17 protein-coding genes, 1 tRNA gene and 1 pseudogene are annotated in these 17,109 nt (G+C 63.4%); 11 read left to right on the plus strand and 8 right to left on the minus strand.

Annotated elements, in window-relative coordinates:
* Positions 1-34 precede the first annotated feature (34 nt).
* Positions 35-724 (plus strand): helix-turn-helix transcriptional regulator, encoded by a 690-nt coding sequence (locus OE747_RS05085; protein ID WP_263827516.1) that lies wholly within the window; start codon positions 35-37, stop codon positions 722-724.
* Between the two features lie 62 nt (positions 725-786).
* The gene (locus OE747_RS05090; RefSeq protein WP_263827517.1) at positions 787-2,052 is read left to right on the plus strand and encodes a lytic murein transglycosylase; all 1,266 of its coding nucleotides are present in this window, start codon (positions 787-789) and stop codon (positions 2,050-2,052) included.
* 8 nt (positions 2,053-2,060) lie between these two features.
* On the opposite strand, the gene OE747_RS05095 is transcribed toward OE747_RS05090, so the two are convergent.
* The 5 genes from OE747_RS05095 to OE747_RS05115 all read right to left on the minus strand — a co-directional run bounded on the left by OE747_RS05095 (position 2,061) and on the right by OE747_RS05115 (position 6,435).
* The gene (locus tag OE747_RS05095; RefSeq protein WP_263827518.1) at positions 2,061-3,470 is read right to left on the minus strand and encodes an adenylate/guanylate cyclase domain-containing protein; all 1,410 of its coding nucleotides are present in this window, start codon (positions 3,468-3,470) and stop codon (positions 2,061-2,063) included.
* 79 nt (positions 3,471-3,549) lie between these two features.
* A complete protein-coding gene (locus tag OE747_RS05100; protein WP_263827519.1) occupies positions 3,550-4,035 on the minus strand; it encodes a flavodoxin family protein in 486 nt (161 codons plus the stop codon).
* 5 nt (positions 4,036-4,040) lie between these two features.
* Entirely contained in the window at positions 4,041-4,511 is a 471-nt protein-coding gene (gene rlmH / locus OE747_RS05105; RefSeq protein WP_263827520.1) for a 23S rRNA (pseudouridine(1915)-N(3))-methyltransferase RlmH, read from the minus strand.
* 45 nt (positions 4,512-4,556) lie between these two features.
* A complete protein-coding gene (rsfS, locus tag OE747_RS05110; protein WP_263827521.1) occupies positions 4,557-4,916 on the minus strand; it encodes a ribosome silencing factor in 360 nt (119 codons plus the stop codon).
* Between the two features lie 166 nt (positions 4,917-5,082).
* Positions 5,083-6,435, minus strand: coding sequence for a mechanosensitive ion channel family protein (locus OE747_RS05115; RefSeq protein ID WP_263827522.1), 1,353 nt, complete (start codon positions 6,433-6,435; stop codon positions 5,083-5,085).
* 87 nt (positions 6,436-6,522) lie between these two features.
* Between OE747_RS05115 and OE747_RS05120 the strand changes: the two genes are divergently transcribed.
* The 6 genes from OE747_RS05120 to OE747_RS05145 all read left to right on the plus strand — a co-directional run bounded on the left by OE747_RS05120 (position 6,523) and on the right by OE747_RS05145 (position 11,645).
* Positions 6,523-6,621: an isopropylmalate isomerase gene (locus tag OE747_RS05120; protein ID WP_263827523.1), complete on the plus strand. Its 99-nt coding sequence runs from the start codon at positions 6,523-6,525 to the stop codon at positions 6,619-6,621.
* 53 nt (positions 6,622-6,674) lie between these two features.
* Positions 6,675-8,081: a 3-isopropylmalate dehydratase large subunit gene (gene leuC, locus OE747_RS05125; protein WP_263827524.1), complete on the plus strand. Its 1,407-nt coding sequence runs from the start codon at positions 6,675-6,677 to the stop codon at positions 8,079-8,081.
* Between the two features lie 37 nt (positions 8,082-8,118).
* Positions 8,119-8,646 carry an HdeD family acid-resistance protein gene (locus tag OE747_RS05130; protein WP_263827525.1) on the plus strand — a complete coding sequence of 176 codons (528 nt, stop codon included), beginning with the start codon at positions 8,119-8,121 and terminating at the stop codon, positions 8,644-8,646.
* Positions 8,647-8,787: 141 nt separating this feature from the next.
* Positions 8,788-9,393: a 3-isopropylmalate dehydratase small subunit gene (gene leuD, locus OE747_RS05135; RefSeq protein ID WP_263827526.1), complete on the plus strand. Its 606-nt coding sequence runs from the start codon at positions 8,788-8,790 to the stop codon at positions 9,391-9,393.
* Positions 9,394-9,741: 348 nt separating this feature from the next.
* Positions 9,742-10,575 carry a hypothetical protein gene (locus OE747_RS05140; protein WP_263827527.1) on the plus strand — a complete coding sequence of 278 codons (834 nt, stop codon included), beginning with the start codon at positions 9,742-9,744 and terminating at the stop codon, positions 10,573-10,575.
* Complete coding sequence (locus tag OE747_RS05145; protein WP_263827528.1) at positions 10,572-11,645, plus strand: endonuclease/exonuclease/phosphatase family protein; 1,074 nt, start codon at positions 10,572-10,574, stop codon at positions 11,643-11,645. The genes OE747_RS05140 and OE747_RS05145 overlap by 4 nt, the downstream gene beginning before the upstream one ends.
* Here the strand turns inward: OE747_RS05145 and OE747_RS05150 are convergent.
* On the minus strand, positions 11,595-12,503 hold the full coding sequence (locus OE747_RS05150; RefSeq protein ID WP_263827529.1) for a Rossmann-fold NAD(P)-binding domain-containing protein: 909 nt from the start codon (positions 12,501-12,503) through the stop codon (positions 11,595-11,597). The two genes, OE747_RS05145 and OE747_RS05150, sit on opposite strands and share 51 nt — an antisense overlap.
* 101 nt (positions 12,504-12,604) lie before the next feature.
* Here OE747_RS05150 and OE747_RS05155 point away from each other — a divergent pair, with 101 nt between their 5' ends.
* Both OE747_RS05155 and leuB read left to right on the plus strand, forming a co-directional pair.
* Complete coding sequence (locus OE747_RS05155) at positions 12,605-13,501, plus strand: LysR family transcriptional regulator (RefSeq protein ID WP_263827530.1); 897 nt, start codon at positions 12,605-12,607, stop codon at positions 13,499-13,501.
* A gap of 129 nt (positions 13,502-13,630) precedes the next feature.
* A complete protein-coding gene (gene leuB / locus OE747_RS05160) occupies positions 13,631-14,734 on the plus strand; it encodes a 3-isopropylmalate dehydrogenase (RefSeq protein ID WP_263827531.1) in 1,104 nt (367 codons plus the stop codon).
* 6 nt (positions 14,735-14,740) lie between these two features.
* Here leuB and OE747_RS05165 read toward each other — a convergent pair whose 3' ends face one another.
* Positions 14,741-16,294 (minus strand): Na/Pi cotransporter family protein, encoded by a 1,554-nt coding sequence (locus OE747_RS05165; RefSeq protein WP_263827532.1) that lies wholly within the window; start codon positions 16,292-16,294, stop codon positions 14,741-14,743.
* A gap of 167 nt (positions 16,295-16,461) precedes the next feature.
* Here OE747_RS05165 and OE747_RS05170 point away from each other — a divergent pair.
* A tRNA-Pro gene (locus OE747_RS05170) sits at positions 16,462-16,538 on the plus strand.
* A 131-nt stretch (positions 16,539-16,669) separates the two neighbouring features.
* Here OE747_RS05170 and OE747_RS05175 read toward each other — a convergent pair.
* A pseudogene (locus tag OE747_RS05175) lies at positions 16,670-17,109 on the minus strand (hypothetical protein); the annotation flags it as partial.

The raw sequence follows: 17,109 nt of genomic DNA on the forward strand, positions 1-17,109 counted from the left end.
AATTTCTGTCATCAGATCCGGGTCAACATAACCCATGTCCAGAACCGCCCGATTGTTCCAGCTCATGCAGGCGCTGCGCTCCGGCCCGCCGCCGCATACCTCCGCGGCGCTGGCGCAGGATCTTGGCGTCTCACCCCGCACCATCCACCGTGACATCGACGCCCTGCGAGGCCTTGGCGCCGTGATCGACGGCGAGGCGGGATTCGGCTTTACCCTGATCGAAGACGCAACCCTGCCGCCGCTGGGGTTTACCGATGACGAGCTCGAAGCGCTGGTGCTTGGTCTGCGCGAGGCCGAGCTGATCGGCGACCCCGACCTCAGCCATGCCGCCAGCCAGGCCCTGCGCAAGTTGCAGGGCCGCCTGCCGCCGCGCCAGTCGCACCGGTTGACCCATGCGGTGCTGACCGCAACCCGGTTCGACCGGCCCGAACCGCCAACGATCCCGGTCGCCACCCTGCGCGCCGCAACCTGGGACGAGCTTGCCGTTACCTTTGGTTATACCGACATGCATGGGGCACAGACCCAGCGCACTGTGTATCCGTTGTCCATCGTCTACATGGATCGCTCCAGCGTGCTGATCGCCTGGTGCCTCTTGCGGGCGGATGTGCGGGTGTTCCGGCTCGACCGGATGCGCGACCTTGTGGTGACAAGCAACAGTTTCCGCCCCCGCCGGGTGCCGATGCTGCGCGATGCGCTGGCACAGATCCGCGCGCAACCGGCCTGACCCCTTTGTCCGATCCCGGTTTGCCGCTAACCTGACACATGGGCAGCAGGACAGGACCGAGCATGCAGAAACTATCCCTCGCGCTGGCGATTTGCCTTGGCGCTCCGGCACTGGCCGAAACCCCTCTGGTACTGGCCGTGGCCAGTTCCGCCCGCCCCGTCATGCGGCCCGCCCTGACAACACCCGTGACAGCCGACATCGAAACCAGATTCCAGGCCTGGCTGGCCGAGTTCCACACCCAGGCCCTGGCCCAGGGCGTATCCGCAAAAACGCTCGACGCCGCCCTGCCCGGCCTCACCTATGACGCCGAGGTGGTGCGCCGCGACCGCAACCAGGCCGAGTTCACCAAGACCGTCTGGGACTATCTCGACACCGCCGTCTCCACCGCCCGTATCGACGCCGGGACAAAGGCGGTCGCCCGCCATGCCGCCCTGTTCGACCGGATCGAGGCGCAGTGGGGCGTCGACCGCCATGTCATCGCCGCCATCTGGGGGCTGGAAAGCGCCTATGGGCTGGTGCGCGGCACTGACAGCACGCTGCAATCACTGGCCTCGCTCGCCTTTGACACCCGGCGGCCCGAATTCTTTGGCGAACAGTTTCTGACCGCGCTGCAAATCCTAGACGCGGGCGAAGTCCGGCCCGCCGACATGCGCGGCAGCTGGGCGGGCGCAATGGGGCATACCCAGTTCATGCCCACTTCCTACCGCGATCACGCAGTCGATTTCGACGGCGACGGGCGGCGCAACATCTGGTCGGATGATCCGACCGATGCGCTGGCCTCGACTGCCGCCTATCTCAAGGCCAACGGCTGGGTCACCGGCCAGCCCTGGGGGGTCGAGGTGACGCTGCCACAAGGCTTCGATCTGGCAACCGCGCGGCGGGAACTGACGCGGATGCCATCCGAATGGGCGGCTCTGGGGGTGCGCGATACCAATGGCAAACCGGTCCCTGATCATGGCCCGGCCTCGATCCTGCTGCCGGGCGGCGGCACCGGCCCGGTCTTCATGATCTTTGACAATTTCGCTGTATTAGAGACGTATAACACCGCCGATGCCTATGTGATCGGGGTCGGGCATCTGGGTGACCGCATCGCCGGTCGTGGCCCGATCCGCGGCGACTGGCCGCGCCAGGACCGCGCGCTCACATTCGACGAACGGATCGAGTTGCAGGAGCGCCTGACCGCCGCCGGGTTCGACACGCAAAAGATCGACGCCAAGATCGGCCCGCTCACCATCAACGCGGTGCGCGACTATCAGCTGTCGCTTGGGATCATGCCCGACGGCTATGCCTCGCTGCGGGTGCTCGAACGGCTGCGGCAGGGGCAATAGCCCTCGTCTTAACGTTCTTCCAGCGCGCCCAGCGCCGCCCGCAGCGTCTCGGCGGCCTCGGCCCGCGCGGCCTCGTCCATGCCAGCCGGATCAAGCCGCAGGCTGATCCCCGGCGTGTCCACCCTCACCACCGGGTTCCGAGACGGCACACCTGCCACCACCCGATAGGTGCGCACCGGATGTGCGATCCCCTTCATCGTGACCGTCTCGCCGGGTTCGGCGGCCACCCGGTCGCTCACCAGCGCCCAGGTCTCGTGCGCCAACAGGATCTGCCCCGGCTCCGCCGCCGCCTGAAGCCGCGCGGTCAGGTTCACCTGACGCCCGATGATGGTGTAGTCCATCCGTTCGTCGCTGCCGAAATTGCCCACCGTGCAATAACCGGTGTTGATGCCGATGCGGATGCGGAACGGATGTTCCAGCCCCTTGGCCCGCCATCGCCGCTGCAACTCGTCCATCCTCTGCTGCATGGCACAGGCCATCTCGACACAGCGCAGCGCGTCCCCTTCGGGACCCAGCGTGTCGGGATCGCCAAAATACAGAACAATCGCATCACCGATGAACTTGTCGAAATTCGCGCCATGCGCCTGCGCGATCTTCGACATCTCGGTCAGGTATTCGTTCAGCAGCGCGGTCAGCTCCTCTGATTCCATCCGCTCGGCAGTTTCGGTGAACCCCACGACATCGGAAAAGAACACGGTCAGCTTGCGACGGCGCGACACCACGCGGCTTTCCTGTTTCCCGGTCAGAATGGCCTGGTACAGCTGCGGCGAGACATATTTGGCCAGATGCGCCGAGACCGCCTCTAAACGCCGGCGCGACTCGACAAGTTCGGTCTCGGACACTTCCTCCAGCCATTCGAACACCCCCAACAGCATGGCCAGCATGCTGGCGAACATGACCGAGTTTATCGCGAAAAGAACCGCATCGAAGGTGGCCGACTGCGGCGCGATGGGCCCGGCGGAAATGACATAGGCGCCGCTGGCCGCCAGCGACACGATAAAGATAACGCACAGCGCGGCCCGCATCGGACGACTGACAAAGGTCAGGATCGAGGTGATCAGTATCGTCAGCAGCGGATAAAAGAAGAACCCCGGCGCAAGCCCGAGATAGACCGTCGCCAAGACACCGTGCAGCGGGACCTCGACGAACTGGCACAGATAGAAAAACGGCCTGTGCAAGACGTTGTGGACCACGACCCACCAGGTCGCACCGGCCCATAACGCGACACTGAAGATATTGAAGATCATCAGCGGCCAGATCTCCAGATACCAGAAGATGACCACAAAGGCGGCGTGAACCATCAACGCGTTCGGAAACCCGACCCGCGCCAGAACATGGATACGGGCCAACCGGTCGTCCACACCCGCAGGTCGCTCGGTCGCCCAATTCCGGATAGCAAGCCAGACATCCGCCAGCATTGCCCGGTCTCCTTTCACCTTCGACAGAAAGGAAGGGTACCGTTGCCCGGCACAAGGCGGCAAGGAAAACGTGCCTTTCTCAGAAAATCCCCATCGCCAGTCCGGCACCCAGCGCCTGGCCCAGATCGCGGCAGGTCTCCAGATCCGGGGCAGAGATGGTCTTGGGGGCCAGAATGGCCTCGGGCGTCTGCGCATGGGTGCAGACGATCAGCGGCGGTTGCGCCTCTTTCAGGCGCCAGCCGGTGGCGATGCGCGCCACCTGCCGGGCCGCGTTCTGCCCGTCGGACCCGGCGCAGATCATCTGGGCATAGGCCCGGCCTTCGATCCGGCCCAGGACCGGATAATAGCAGCGGTCAAAGAATTCCTTCATCGCACCCGAAATCGCCGCCAGATTCTCGGGACAGCAGAACACATAGCCGCCCGCCGCCAACAGATCATCCGGCCCGGCCTCTTCGGCACCCAGCAGCAGGGTCGGCCCTTCGGGCCGGGCTCCTTCGGCACAGGCCTCGGCCATCTGGCGGCTGCCGCCGGTTCTGGAATGATAGACGATCAGCAGACCCGCCATGCCCTTCAGACCCGGTGATAGGGGCTGCCGGCCAGGATGGTGGCCGCCCGGTAGAGTTGCTCGGCCAGCATCACCCGCACCAGCATATGCGGCCAGACCATCGCCCCGAAGGAGATCGAGAAATCGGCCTCGGCCCGCAGCTCGGGGTCGATGCCATCCGCACCGCCGATCACCAACGCCAGATCTTGCCGCCCAGCATCGCGCCAGCCCGCCAGCCGATCGGCAAAATCGGGCGACGAGATCACCTTGCCCCGCTCGTCCAGCGTGCACAGCACCGCGCCCGCCGGAACCGCCTTGCGCAGCAACACCGCCTCGGCACCCATGCCGCCGCCCTTGCGGTCGTCGACCTCGACCACGCGCGCAGGACCAAGGCCCAGCGCACGGCCTGTGCGCTCGAACCGGGTCATGTAGTCGTCAATCAGGGTTTTCTCCGGTCCGGCGCGCATTCGGCCGACCGCACATATGCTGACACGCATGCTCTTTCGTCTCTCCGGCCCCTCAACCGGGACCGGCGGACCGCCTTAGTTGGCCGATGCCCTGGCGCCCTGCGGCAGCCACATCTTTTCCAGCTGATAGAATTCGCGCACCTCGGGACGGAAGATATGGACGATCACGTCACCGGTGTCGATCAACACCCAGTCGCCGGTATCCTTGCCTTCGATCTTCGGGCTGAAGCCAAACTCGTCCTTCACGCGCTGCGCCAGCTTTTCGGCCATGGCCGAGACCTGACGGGTCGAACGCCCCGACGCGATAACCATGTAATCGCCCATCGAGGACCTGCCGCGCAGATCGATCTGCACAACGTCTTCGGCCTTGTCATCATCGAGAGAAGAAAGAATACGCTCCAGCAGCAATTCGCTGGTGGTGTCAGTTGAGGCCATCAGCGCGGCCCCGGACTGGACGGCCGCGGCCGCCACGGATTGAGGTAACAGGACATCGTCCTCCTATACAACGCGCCGCCAGTTCCCCCGGCGCTGGGGTCCGCCAAATTTAGCAATCCACAAGTGACAATTCAATGAACCTTGGACATCGGGCCGTGACGTCGGCTCAATCCGGCACGGATTGTTGCGCATCCGCCCCTGTTTCGGGCGCATCGCCCAGCAGGCGCACCTCGCGCTGCGGGAATGGAATCGAGATTCCCTCGGCCTGGAACGCATCCCACAGTGCCAGGAACACGTTTCCGCGAATGTTGGTCAGCCCGGCGGTGGGGTCGCTGATCCAGATGCGCAGGATGTAATCGACGCTGCTGTCGCCAAAGCCGGTGATATGGCACACCGGATCGTGACCCGGCCCGCTCAGCACCCGCTTGACCGATTTGGCGGCCCCGATCGCCACCGCGCGCACCACATGCGGGTCGTCGGCATAGCTGGTGCCGAATGTCAGGTCCAGCCGCACGAACTGGTCCGAATGGGACCAGTTGACCACCTGCCCGGTGATCAGATCCTCGTTCGGAATCAGGTATTCCCGCCCGTCGCGGGTCACCACTGAAACGTAGCGCGCGCCCAGCGCGTTGATCCAGCCAAATGTCTCGCCCAGCGAGATCACGTCACCGGGCTTGATCGATCGATCCATCAGGATGATCACACCCGAAATCAGGTTCGACACCACCTTTTGCAGGCCAAAGCCGATGCCGACACCGATGGCACCGGACAGGAACGCCAGCCCGGTCAGATCGAACCCCAGCGTGCGGATCGACACGATCAGCACCCAGCCGTACAGCAGCACCTGCACCGCCTTGCCCAACAGCACCTGCATCGAAGGCGAGATGTCGTCGTTGCGCTTCAAAGCGTTCGACGCCCCTTGCGAGGCCAGCCGCGCCAGGGTGATCAGCGCCCCGATCAGCAACGCCGCCTTCAATATCCCCAGCACCGAGATATGCAGCGCCCCCACCTCGATGGCGATACCGTCGAGGAACGAGGCAACCGTATCGGTCAGGTTCAGCGCGACAAGCGTGGCATAGATCCACATCGACCAGCGAAAGATCAGCCGCAGCGTGCGATTACGCACCGCCCGCGCCACCAGCGCGATCACCAAAAGCGCGGTCGCCAGCGTTGCCACCACCCCGATGATATAGCTGCGCGACGGCCAGGTGGCCTGTTGCATCACCAGGTAGACGATCCAGCTCAGCACCACGAAATACAACAGCGACAGCCGCCGCATCAGCAACACCAGCGTGCGCAGCTTCCATTTCGGCCAGCCCTCGCGCGCCCGTGCCCAGTCTTCCCAGTACCGCCGGGTGATCAGCGACAACAGCATCGACACGGCGACAAGCACCACGATGACCAGCATCTGGTATTGTCGCCAACCCGGTGTCGTGAACAGCTCCAGCAGTTTCTGGCCGGTGGTCAGGATCGCCGCCAACAGCTCTTCCAGTGTGGCGGGCAGGATGTCATTGTTCATTCGGTTGCTCCCGCCCCCAGATTGACAGCCCCACGCCCTGTTTCGCAAGACCTTGCGAGACTCGGGGGACACCTGTATCTGAACATCATGAAACCCTATGACGCCCCGACCATGAACCTCCAGGATCGCGCCCGCCTGCGCGAGCGGTTCTTCGGCGCGACCCGGTCGGTGCTGGCCCGCCTATAAGGCGGTCCAAGCCATGACCACAGCTATTTCCACCAAAACACGGGAGAGGACAGATGTCCCCCAAGACACTCTATGACAAGATCTGGGATGCGCATGTCGCGCACCAGGCCGAAGACGGCACCTGCCTGCTGTATATCGACCGCCACCTCGTGCACGAGGTGACCAGCCCGCAGGCCTTCGAAGGGCTGCGCATGGCGGGCCGCAAGGTGCGCGCTCCGGAAAAAACCATCGCCGTGCCGGACCACAACGTGCCCACCACCGAGGGCCGCGAAGATCCCGCGCAGATGACCGAGGAAAGCCGCATCCAGGTGCAGGCGCTCGACAAGAACGCACGCGATTTCGGCATCCACTATTACCCGGTCTCGGATATCCGTCAGGGTATCGTGCATATCGTCGGCCCGGAACAGGGCTGGACCCTGCCGGGCATGACCGTGGTCTGCGGCGACAGCCACACCGCCACCCACGGCGCCTTTGGCGCGCTGGCGCATGGCATCGGCACCTCCGAGGTCGAACATGTTCTGGCCACCCAGACGCTGATCCAGAAGAAATCCAAGAACATGAAGGTGGAGATCACCGGCAAGCTGAACCCGGGCGTCACCGCCAAGGACATCACGCTGGCCGTGATCGGCAAGACCGGTACCGCCGGTGGCACCGGCTATGTCATCGAATACTGCGGCGAGGCGATCCGCGATCTCTCGATGGAAGGCCGCATGACCGTCTGCAACATGGCGATCGAAGGCGGCGCCCGCGCTGGCCTGATCGCACCGGACCAGAAGACGTTCGACTACGTCCAGGGCCGCCCGCACGCGCCCAAGGGCGCCCAGTGGGAAGCCGCGCTGAACTGGTGGCAGACGCTCTATTCCGATGACGACGCGCATTGGGACAAGGTGGTGACGATCAAGGGCGAGGATATCGCCCCCGTCGTGACCTGGGGCACCTCGCCCGAGGACGTGCTGCCGATCACCGCGACCGTCCCCAACCCCGAGGATTTCACGGGCGGCAAGGTCGAGGCCGCGCGCCGCTCGATCGAATACATGGGCCTGACCCCCGGCCAGAAACTGTCGGATATCGCCATCGACACCGTCTTTATCGGATCCTGCACCAATGGCCGGATCGAGGACCTGCGCGCCGCCGCCGCGATCCTGAAAGGGAAAAAGATCAAGGACGGCATTCGCGCCATGGTCGTACCCGGCTCGGGCCTTGTCCGCGCCCAGGCCGAGGAAGAAGGCATCGCCGACATCTTCAAGGAGGCCGGTTTCGAATGGCGCCTTGCGGGTTGTTCGATGTGCCTGGCAATGAACCCCGACCAGCTGGCGCCGGGCGAGCGCTGTGCCGCCACCTCGAACCGCAACTTCGAAGGCCGTCAGGGTCGCGGCGGTCGCACCCACCTGCTCAGCCCCGCGATGGCTGCCGCCGCGGCAATCACGGGAAAGCTGACAGATGTACGCGAACTGATGTAAACTGCCCTCATAAATTAACTTTTTGAGGGATACGGAAATGAGTGACTGGCTGAAACTGATGCTGCTGGGCCTGCTGTCGGTCGTGTTCGGGGTTATCGTCCTCGGCGCGCCGGTGGTGGCCTCGGTGGCAATTACCACCCTGACCGGGATCATGCTGCTGATCGGCGGCGGGCTTCAGGTTGTGGGCGGGTTCACCGTCGAAGGCATAGGCAACAAGATCCTGTCGATCATCATGGGTATCATCATGGTGTTCCTCGGCTGGTCGTTCCTGAAGAACCCGCTCGAAGGCACGCTGACGCTGGCCACGGTGGTGATGATCCTGTTTGCCGCCGGCGGCATCGCCCGGATCATCCTGTCGTTCCAGATGCGCGGCACCGGGCTGTTCTTGCCGACACTCATTTCCGGCATCCTGTCGCTGGGCCTTGCCGCCTATGTCATGGCGAATGCAGGGGTCGGCTTGGCACTCAGCCTCCTTGGTATCCTGATGGGTATCGAGATGCTCTTCAACGGCTTCGGCCTGATCTTCGCCGCACTCTTTGTGCGCAGTGCGGGAAAACAAGCGTAACCGGGGTCACGGGACCGGGGACTGTCCGTCCACGCCTGTGACTCTTTGAAACGGGTGCCGGGCCGCGCGCTTGCGCGGGTCCGGCACCGATCAGAGATCTAGCGCCCGCATCAAACCCGGGCCCGAACCAGGAGACTGGATATGGACAAGTTCGAAAAACTTCAGGGCATCGCCGCGCCGATGCCGCTTATCAACATCGACACCGACATGATCATCCCCAAGGTGTTTCTCAAGACCATCAAGCGGTCGGGCCTTGGCGTGAACCTGTTCGACGAGATGCGGTATAACGCCGACGGGTCCGAGAACCCCGATTTCGTGCTGAACAAGCCTCAGTATCGCGACGCCGAAATCCTGGTGGCCGGCGACAACTTCGGCTGCGGCTCGTCGCGCGAGCACGCGCCCTGGGCGATCAAGGATTTCGGCATCAAATGCGTGATCTCGACCTCGTTCGCCGACATCTTCTTCAACAACTGCTTCAAGAACGGCATCCTGCCGATCGTCCTGCCGCAAGAGCAGGTCGATACCCTGATGAAGGATGCGGAAAAGGGCGCAAACGCCCGGATGACTGTCGATCTCGAAGCGCAGGAGATCACCACGTCAGACGGCGAAACGATCCCCTTCGAGGTCGACGCCTTCAAGAAGCACTGCCTGCTCAACGGTCTCGACGATATCGGCCTGACCATGGAAAAGGCGGCCGCCATCGACACCTTCGAATCCCAGTCTGCCCAGTCGCGCCCCTGGGTCTGACCTGACCGGATCACGATGCCTGGCAATGCCGCGCCCCCTGGGTGCGGCATTGTTTTCTTTGCGGCCAAATCGCACACTCATAAGACGAATATGCCCAGGAATTGTCACAACCACTAAATGTGGTTCAATCTGTGCAAGCGGCCCGAAAATTCACCCTTTCTGATGCAATAAGGCACCAGTTTTGCCATGATTTCGCCCCAAATGCCGGGTCTCGTGATTCAACAGCTTGAGCGCGTGACCAAATGGCGGCACAAATGAGGCCAAAATGAGGCAACCGCCACAGGCGGGATCAAGTTGGAACAAAGGCTCGGCAACGTATCGGCCTGTCCAGTTTGAAGGGATCGGACAGTGATAGGACGCATCACGGGCGCAGCTCTGCGTGGAATACTGGTGGCGCTGGTCGTCGTCATTCCCGCGCTGTATCTGCCCAGCACCGCTGCTACATCGACCGAGATCGTCGTTCTTCTGGCGATCCTCGGCTTCGTGATGACATTCTCCGAATACAGCTCGGCCTTTCCCAGCTTTATCGAATTCCGCGATGCGCCACCGTTGAACCGGATGCGGTTCATCGCGCTGATGACCATGATCACCTGCCTGACGCTGATCGTGAAACACGGCTTCGAGCCCACCAACATCACCGCGCTGTTCTCCGGCTTCGGGGTGCTGCTCGCCCGGCTGGCCGACTTTCCCTATTCGCCGGTCCGGCTGGTTGTTCTGATGCTGCCCGTCGGAGCCGCGCCCGAACTGATACAGAACGTCCGCGTCGCCGCCGCCGTGACCTATATCATCGCTCTGATTACCGTGCTCGCCTTCTGGTTCGCGGTGCGGGTCCGGGGATGGCCGACGGGCAACGGCGCCTTCAACGTCTGGATCAACCTGCCACTCTTCGACCCGACAACCGGCGGCGATGTCGTCGCGCGGATGCAGCGCGACGGCCGGTTCAACATGGTCGTGGGCGTCCTGCTGCCGTTCTTCATTCCCGCCATCGTCAAGATCGCCGCCGACCTGCTCAACCCGGTCAGCCTGGAAAGCCCGCAGACCCTGATCTGGACGATGAGCGCATGGGCCTTCCTCCCGGCGTCGATGATCATGCGCGGGCTGGCCATGATGCGGATTGCCGAGATGATCGAGGAAAAGCGCCGCCGCGCCTATCTGAACGCCGAGGCAATTCAGACGGCATGATCCGCCCGGCGGCCCTGTTTGCGGCGCTGCTCGCCACCTGCGCCGGTGCCGAACCGCTTCGCATCGCCAGTTTCAATACCGAACTCGGGCGCGACGGCCCCGGTCTGATGCTGCGCGATATCGAAAAAGGGCGCGACACACAGGTTGCCTCTGTGGTTGCGGTCATCGCCCGGATCAGGCCCGACATCGTCGCCCTGCAAGGGCTGGATTGGGATCTGGAGGCGCGCGGGCTGACCGCATTGTCGGTCCGCCTGGCCGAGGCGGGCTGGCCCCTGCCGCATCACTTCTCGCGCAGACCCAACAGCGGCCTCGCCAGCGACCTTGATCTCGATGGCGATCGGCGCAGTGGCGGCGCCGCCGACTCGCAGGGCTATGGCCAGTTCACCGGCCAGAACGGTATCGCCATCCTGTCGCGCTATCCCATCCTGGCGGACGAGGCGCGCGATTTCTCCACGCTCTTGTGGCGCGACCTGCCGGGCGCGACCCTGCCCACCCGGAACAGCGAACCCTTTCCCTCGGTCGCGGCCCAGGCCGCGCAGCGCCTGTCATCGACCGGGCATTGGCTGGTGCCGGTCGACACGCCCGCGGGGCAGGTCTCGCTCCTGACCTATCAGGCAGGCCCGCCCGTGTTCGACGGTCCCGAAGACCGCAATGGCCTGCGCAACCGCGATGAAAACCGGTTCTGGCAAATGCTGTTGGACGGCGGCCTCGGGCCGCTGCCCGGCGCCCCCTTCGTGCTGCTCGGCGGCAGCAATCTCGACCCATGGGATGGCGAGGGGTTCAACCAGACCCTGCGCGACCTGCTGGACGACCCCCGCCTGCAAGACCCCGCCCCCACCAGCGCTGGTGCGGCCATGGCGGGCGCGCAAGGGCACCGGGGGCCGGACGCGCAGGACACGGTCGACTGGCCCGGCATAGGCCGCTACCGGGTGGATTATGTCCTGCCCTCGGCCCATTGGCAGGTCATCGACACCGGCGTGTTCTGGCCCGCAGCCGGGGAACCCGGCGCGGAAGACGCCTCAGACGCCAGCCGCCACCGGCTGGTCTGGGTGGATATCGCCCTGCCGTAGCTCCGCCGGTACCGCCTGTGCCAGCGCCTTTGCCAAGGGTGTTTGCCGGAACCCGGGCAGCAGCGCGTCGAACGCCGCGCCATCCAGCCGGTGCGGCGTGTTCCACAGATACCGCATTTCCAGCAGGCAGCGCGCCAACGGCCAGAATGGCCGTGCCAGATGCAAGGGCAGCCAGTTCATCTGTTTCAGCGTCACCGGTCGGCCTGTCACCTGCGTCAGAGCCTGCGCGATGTCCCGCCCGCTCGCCGTGTATCCGGCGTATGTCACATCGCAGAATGTCGGCAGCGCCTCCCGCCGTTCCGCGAGTTCGACAGTGGCGCGGGTCAGGTCGGGCAGGAACGCCCAGGCATGGGCAATGTCGGGATTGCCGGGATAGGTGAACCGCCCCCGCGCCAGCGGCTTGATCATGATCTGGTCGAACCAGTTGCCCGAGGCTTCGGTATCCAGATAATCGCCCGCCCGCAGAATGATGGTGCGTACACCCGAGGCGCGATAGGCGGCTTCCATCTCGATCCGTATCCGGCCCAGCGGGTTGGTCGCGCGGTGCGGCGTATCGGGCCCCCAGGGTTCTGGCGTCTGTGCTCCGAACACATAGACATTGCCGGGCACGATGACGGTCGCCCCTGCGGCCTTCGCCGCCTCGATCACCTGCGCGTGCAGCCCGGGCACCTGCCGCGCCCAGTCCGGGTATGGCGGGTTCCAGGCATTCACGATCACATCCGCCCCGCGCGCGGCGCTGTGCAGATCGTCGCGCTTGCGGTCGAACGCGACCACGGTCCAACCCGCTCGGCGGAAGGCGATTGCGGCGTTGCGGCCGAACCGGCCCGAGGCACCGAGGATCAGAACTGTCTGGGTCATGGCTGGTCTCCTGTCGTGTACATCATGGTACAAAACGGACATAGTCGTCTGTCCGGCATGTATGAATTGCACAATTTCGTATTTTGTGTATTCATTTATGAATGGATAGACTTCCCGCCCATACAGATTGGTCGTATGTTCAAAGCTTTCTTGCGGTGGCCGAAACCGGCTCTCTTTCCGCCGCCGCGCGGCGCCTTGCGCTGAGCCAGCCAACCCTGGGTCGTCATATACAAGCCTTTGAAAAGGCGCTGAATCTTTCTCTGTTCGAACGGCACCCAAGGGGTCTGAAGCTTAGCGAGGCGGGCACACGCATCCTGCCGCTGGCGCAACAGGCCCAAGAAGCGTTGAGCGCTATTGCGCTGGCGGCCGAGGGTCAGTCGCAAACCCTGGCAGGCACCGTTCGCATCACCGCCTCGGTCTTTGCGTCCCATTACATTCTGCCGGAAATTATCTCGCAAATACGGGCACTTGAGCCTTCGATCGAGCTGGAACTCGTGCCCACGGACGCCTCGGAAAACCTGCTGTTCCGCGCTGCTGACATCGCCGTGCGCATGTATCGGCCACGGCAGGTGGACATCGTCGCACGCCACATCCGCGACATTGAAATGTGCGCCTGCGCTGCGACATCGTACCTCAACCGCGCCGGCCGCCCCGCCACCGCACAGGACCTGCTGAACCACGATCTTGTTGGATTCGATGAAAACCCTTTGATTATCAAAACGATGCAGTCCCTGGACTGGCCCGCCACCCGGCATGATTTCGCCGTGCGCTGCGACAATCAAAGCGCCTACTGGCAGTTGATCCGCGCCGGTTGCGGCATCGGTTTTTCCCAGCGCGCCATTGCCGAACGCGATCCGCTGGTCGAAATCCTTCCCTTCGACTTGCAGATCCCACGGCTCGAGATTTGGTTGGCCGCACCCCAGGCGATGCGACAAACCCCGCGTATCCGCCGGGTATGGGATCTGTTGGCCGAGGGATTGCGTTCGGCCCGGATCTAGTAGCGACGCCTCCAAGACCCCAAAAGGCCCGTTTTCCAGTGTTTTCCGGCGGTTTTGAACCTCGCGCCGCATTGACCGGATGCGCGCGCCGCGCTAGGGCGATTGCGACGTAACGCTAGGAGACGCCCCATGCCCAACCCTTCGCTCCTCATCCTTCCCGGTGACGGTATCGGCCCGGAAGTCATGGCCGAAGTACGCAAGATCATCGACTGGTTCGGTGCCAACCAAGGCCTGAAATTCGACGTGAGTGAGGATCTGGTCGGTGGTGCGGCCTATGACGTGCACGGCGTGCCGCTGGCCGATGAAACCATGGCCAAGGCCCAAGAGGTAGACGCGGTCCTGCTGGGCGCCGTGGGTGGCCCGAAATACGACAACCTCGATTTCAGCCTGAAGCCTGAACGCGGTCTGCTGCGCCTGCGCAAGGAGATGGACCTTTTCTCGAACCTGCGTCCGGCCCAGTGCTTCGATGCGCTGGCGGATTTCTCGTCGCTGAAAAAGGACGTGGTGGCCGGGCTCGATATCATGATCGTGCGCGAGCTGACCTCGGGCGTCTATTTCGGTGAGCCGCGCGGCATCTTCGAGGAAGGTAACGAACGTGTGGGTATCAACACCCAGCGCTACACCGAGAGCGAGATCGAACGCGCCGCACGTTCCGCATTTGAACTGGCGATGCGCCGGAACAAGAAGCTCTGCTCGATGGAAAAGGCCAACGTTATGGAATCCGGCGTGCTCTGGCGCGAGGTGGTGACCCGCGTGGGCAAGGAGTATCCCGAAGTGGAACTGAGCCATATGTACGCCGACAACGGCGCCATGCAGCTGGTCCGCGCACCCAAGCAGTTCGACGTGATCGTGACCGACAACCTGTTTGGCGACATCCTGTCCGACTGCGCCGCCATGCTGACCGGGTCTCTCGGCATGCTCCCCTCGGCGTCGCTGGGTGCCCCGATGGCCAATGGTCGCCCCAAGGCGCTTTATGAGCCGGTACATGGCTCTGCTCCCGACATCGCGGGCCAGGGCAAGGCCAACCCGATCGCCTGTATCCTCAGCTTTGCAATGGCGCTGCGCTACAGCTTTGACCAGGGTGCCGAGGCGGACCGTCTGGAAGCCGCCGTCGAGAAGGTACTGGCCGATGGCGTGCGCACCGCGGACCTGCTGGGTGAAGAAGGGGTAACCCCGGTGTCGACCACCCAGATGGGCGATGCCGTGGTGGCCGCGCTCGACGCCAGCTTGTAAATCCTGTCAGCCTGCGGTGGATCCGTCCGCCGCAGGCAATCCACCGGCCGCCGACCGGTGATAATGCGCGACGCGCTCGGCATGGTGCAACACCCGGTCCAGCCAGCGCATGGCATCGGTGTGAGAGAAGACCTCGGTCAGTTTGTACAATCCGGCGTGTTCCCCCAGCAGCATCGCCCGTCGGTGACGATTCCGGCGCGCATGAACGATCCCGCCCAGGCGCTTCAACCTGTTGACCGTACCACTGGCACCCAGTGCTTCATCAGCCTGCCCAAGCGCGGCGCCGGTGGCCAGGGTTGGCCGACGCGATAGCCGATCGTTCAACAGCTTGTCGATGTTTTCGGTTTGTGTCGCCCGCTCCAGCAATCGAGACAGGTGGTCGATCTGGTGAAGAAGGTCGGAGTAAACCTGCATCTCGGTCCGGCGCTCGTGTGAAAGTCTTACCTCGGACAGGAACCCGCGCAGATCCTCCAGCGCGGGTCCACACAGTCCAACCGCGGACAGCGGCCGATAGTCCGGCCGCTCTGCCATTGCAGAAGCGAGCGCCGAAAACAGCCGACCGGCAACCTGGGCCGCAGCCGATTGCGCCGTCAACAGAGCGGTGTTCGTATCGCTGAGTATGCCTCGGTCCAGAATGAACAGGCGGTCGGGTTTCTTGTCCGGCATGATAAGCGCAACCCAATCGGCGAACCGGGCGGTCCAGGGGAGGAACAACGCGGTCCCCATCAGGTTGAACCCGGTATGAAACATCAGCAGCGCGGTCATTGCGTCACTGTAATCGGCCATATGCTCAAGAAACGGACGTATCAGCAGCAGAATGGGAAAGGCGATGACGGATGTCACAATGTTGAACAAGAGATTGGCCAGGGCCGTCTGCCGCATCGGAACCGATCCGCCCGTTGACGCAAGCACGGCGGTAAAGGTTGTGCCGATGTTCATTCCGATGACAATCGCCGCCGCCTGCAACAGCGAAATCGCCCCGGCCGACAGCATGACCAGCGACAAGGCCATGGCCGCGCTGGAGGATTGCATCACAATCGTGATGCCCGCCCCCAGCCCGACAATGGCCAGGAGCCCCAGCGGCCCCGCGCTGGGCAGCATATCCGGAGTGATATAGGCCGTCAGGTCACCCGCCCCGGTCTGCATCAGATCGAGACCGATCAGCAGCAGGCAAAGCCCCGCGATCACCCGCCCCGTCCGCGCGATGGCCCCTCGGCCCAGCAGATCGGCCAAAGCGGCAGGTAACAGCAGCGCCATGGCGATGTTTCCGAGCTTGAGCTTGAAGCCCAGGATAGAGACCAGCCAGCCCGTGGCGGTCGTTCCGATATTGGCCCCGAACAGCACGCCCAGCGCCTGTGGCATGGACAACAGCCCCGCTCCGACAAATCCGACCGTCATCACGGTTGTCGCGCTCGAGGATTGTACCACCGCCGTCGTCGCGGCGCCTGTCAAGACACCCCGCATGGGCGTGGTGGTAAAGCGCGTCAGGATCGTACGCAGGTTGCTGCCCGCCGCATCGCGCAAGGCGGCAGTCATGATCTCCATCCCCAGAAGAAACATGCCTATTCCGCCAACCAGTAAGAAGAAGTCTCCGTCCATTTTTCACCGCTCGTTTGGTGCCAGTTTTTCGCAACTCTCCGTCATCGGCAAGACGCCCTGTTTGCGCGCAATCGAACAGAATACCCCTTGCATGTATGAAACGCCGGGTATAGATCACGCGCCACGGTCGGAGTGTAGCTCAGCCTGGTAGAGCACTGTCTTCGGGAGGCAGGGGCCGGAGGTTCGAATCCTCTCACTCCGACCAATGAAACAAAGCGCCCACGGGCGCCTTTGCTGTTTTCAGCAGATCGGCCGCAACAATATTCGCAACGTTTCGTGCAGCGGATGTGCTCACTTCGTTCGCAACCGGCAGCCGCCTACCACCGCAGAAGCACCTCATATCTTCCAGTCCATAATCCCCGCGGCGTTCTTCAGCGCATCCGGACTGTAGGACCGGTAGACGTTCTCCAGGGTCTCGCGAGAGGTAGAAAAATAGGCTGTGGCGTCCTCTAGCGTCATGCCGCGCATGAACGCCCAAGTAACGGCAGTGTGCTTCAGCGTGTGCGGCGTCACGTCCTCAAGTCCGGCCCGTTCGACAGCAGCACGAAATGCCTTGTCGATCCGGTCTACCGGCATACCCTTGAACGACACCACATGGCTCCCTTCCTGCTCCCAAGCCTTCATCTCCTCGTGGAGAGTGCCGGGGATCCTCACCATGCCCTTGCGCTTCTTGGTTTCGGCCTCGGCCTTGCCAAGGAATGAGGTGCCCCTAGATTTGTAGACGCTTTGCCGCCTAACTGTGAGGCTAGGAGGCCGAGATGGGGACAAGCAATTAC

Source organism: Ruegeria aquimaris (assembly GCF_025751555.1).
GTDB classification, from domain to species: Bacteria; Pseudomonadota; Alphaproteobacteria; order Rhodobacterales; family Rhodobacteraceae; genus Ruegeria_B; species Ruegeria_B aquimaris.

Excerpts from the sequence above, each read along its gene's own strand:
- OE747_RS05085 (WP_263827516.1), top strand. The coding sequence starts at position 35 with ATGTCCAGAACCGCCCGATTGTTCCAGCTCATGCAGGCGCTGCGCTCC.
- OE747_RS05090 (WP_263827517.1), top strand. The coding sequence starts at position 787 with ATGCAGAAACTATCCCTCGCGCTGGCGATTTGCCTTGGCGCTCCGGCA.
- OE747_RS05095 (WP_263827518.1), bottom strand. The coding sequence starts at position 3,470 with ATGCTGGCGGATGTCTGGCTTGCTATCCGGAATTGGGCGACCGAGCGA.
- OE747_RS05100 (WP_263827519.1), bottom strand. The coding sequence starts at position 4,035 with ATGGCGGGTCTGCTGATCGTCTATCATTCCAGAACCGGCGGCAGCCGC.
- rlmH (WP_263827520.1), bottom strand. The coding sequence starts at position 4,511 with ATGCGTGTCAGCATATGTGCGGTCGGCCGAATGCGCGCCGGACCGGAG.
- rsfS (WP_263827521.1), bottom strand. The coding sequence starts at position 4,916 with ATGGCCTCAACTGACACCACCAGCGAATTGCTGCTGGAGCGTATTCTT.
- OE747_RS05115 (WP_263827522.1), bottom strand. The coding sequence starts at position 6,435 with ATGAACAATGACATCCTGCCCGCCACACTGGAAGAGCTGTTGGCGGCG.
- OE747_RS05120 (WP_263827523.1), top strand. The coding sequence starts at position 6,523 with ATGAAACCCTATGACGCCCCGACCATGAACCTCCAGGATCGCGCCCGC.
- leuC (WP_263827524.1), top strand. The coding sequence starts at position 6,675 with ATGTCCCCCAAGACACTCTATGACAAGATCTGGGATGCGCATGTCGCG.
- OE747_RS05130 (WP_263827525.1), top strand. The coding sequence starts at position 8,119 with ATGAGTGACTGGCTGAAACTGATGCTGCTGGGCCTGCTGTCGGTCGTG.
- leuD (WP_263827526.1), top strand. The coding sequence starts at position 8,788 with ATGGACAAGTTCGAAAAACTTCAGGGCATCGCCGCGCCGATGCCGCTT.
- OE747_RS05145 (WP_263827528.1), top strand. The coding sequence starts at position 10,572 with ATGATCCGCCCGGCGGCCCTGTTTGCGGCGCTGCTCGCCACCTGCGCC.
- OE747_RS05150 (WP_263827529.1), bottom strand. The coding sequence starts at position 12,503 with ATGACCCAGACAGTTCTGATCCTCGGTGCCTCGGGCCGGTTCGGCCGC.
- OE747_RS05155 (WP_263827530.1), top strand. The coding sequence starts at position 12,605 with ATGGATAGACTTCCCGCCCATACAGATTGGTCGTATGTTCAAAGCTTT.
- leuB (WP_263827531.1), top strand. The coding sequence starts at position 13,631 with ATGCCCAACCCTTCGCTCCTCATCCTTCCCGGTGACGGTATCGGCCCG.
- OE747_RS05165 (WP_263827532.1), bottom strand. The coding sequence starts at position 16,294 with ATGTTTCTTCTGGGGATGGAGATCATGACTGCCGCCTTGCGCGATGCG.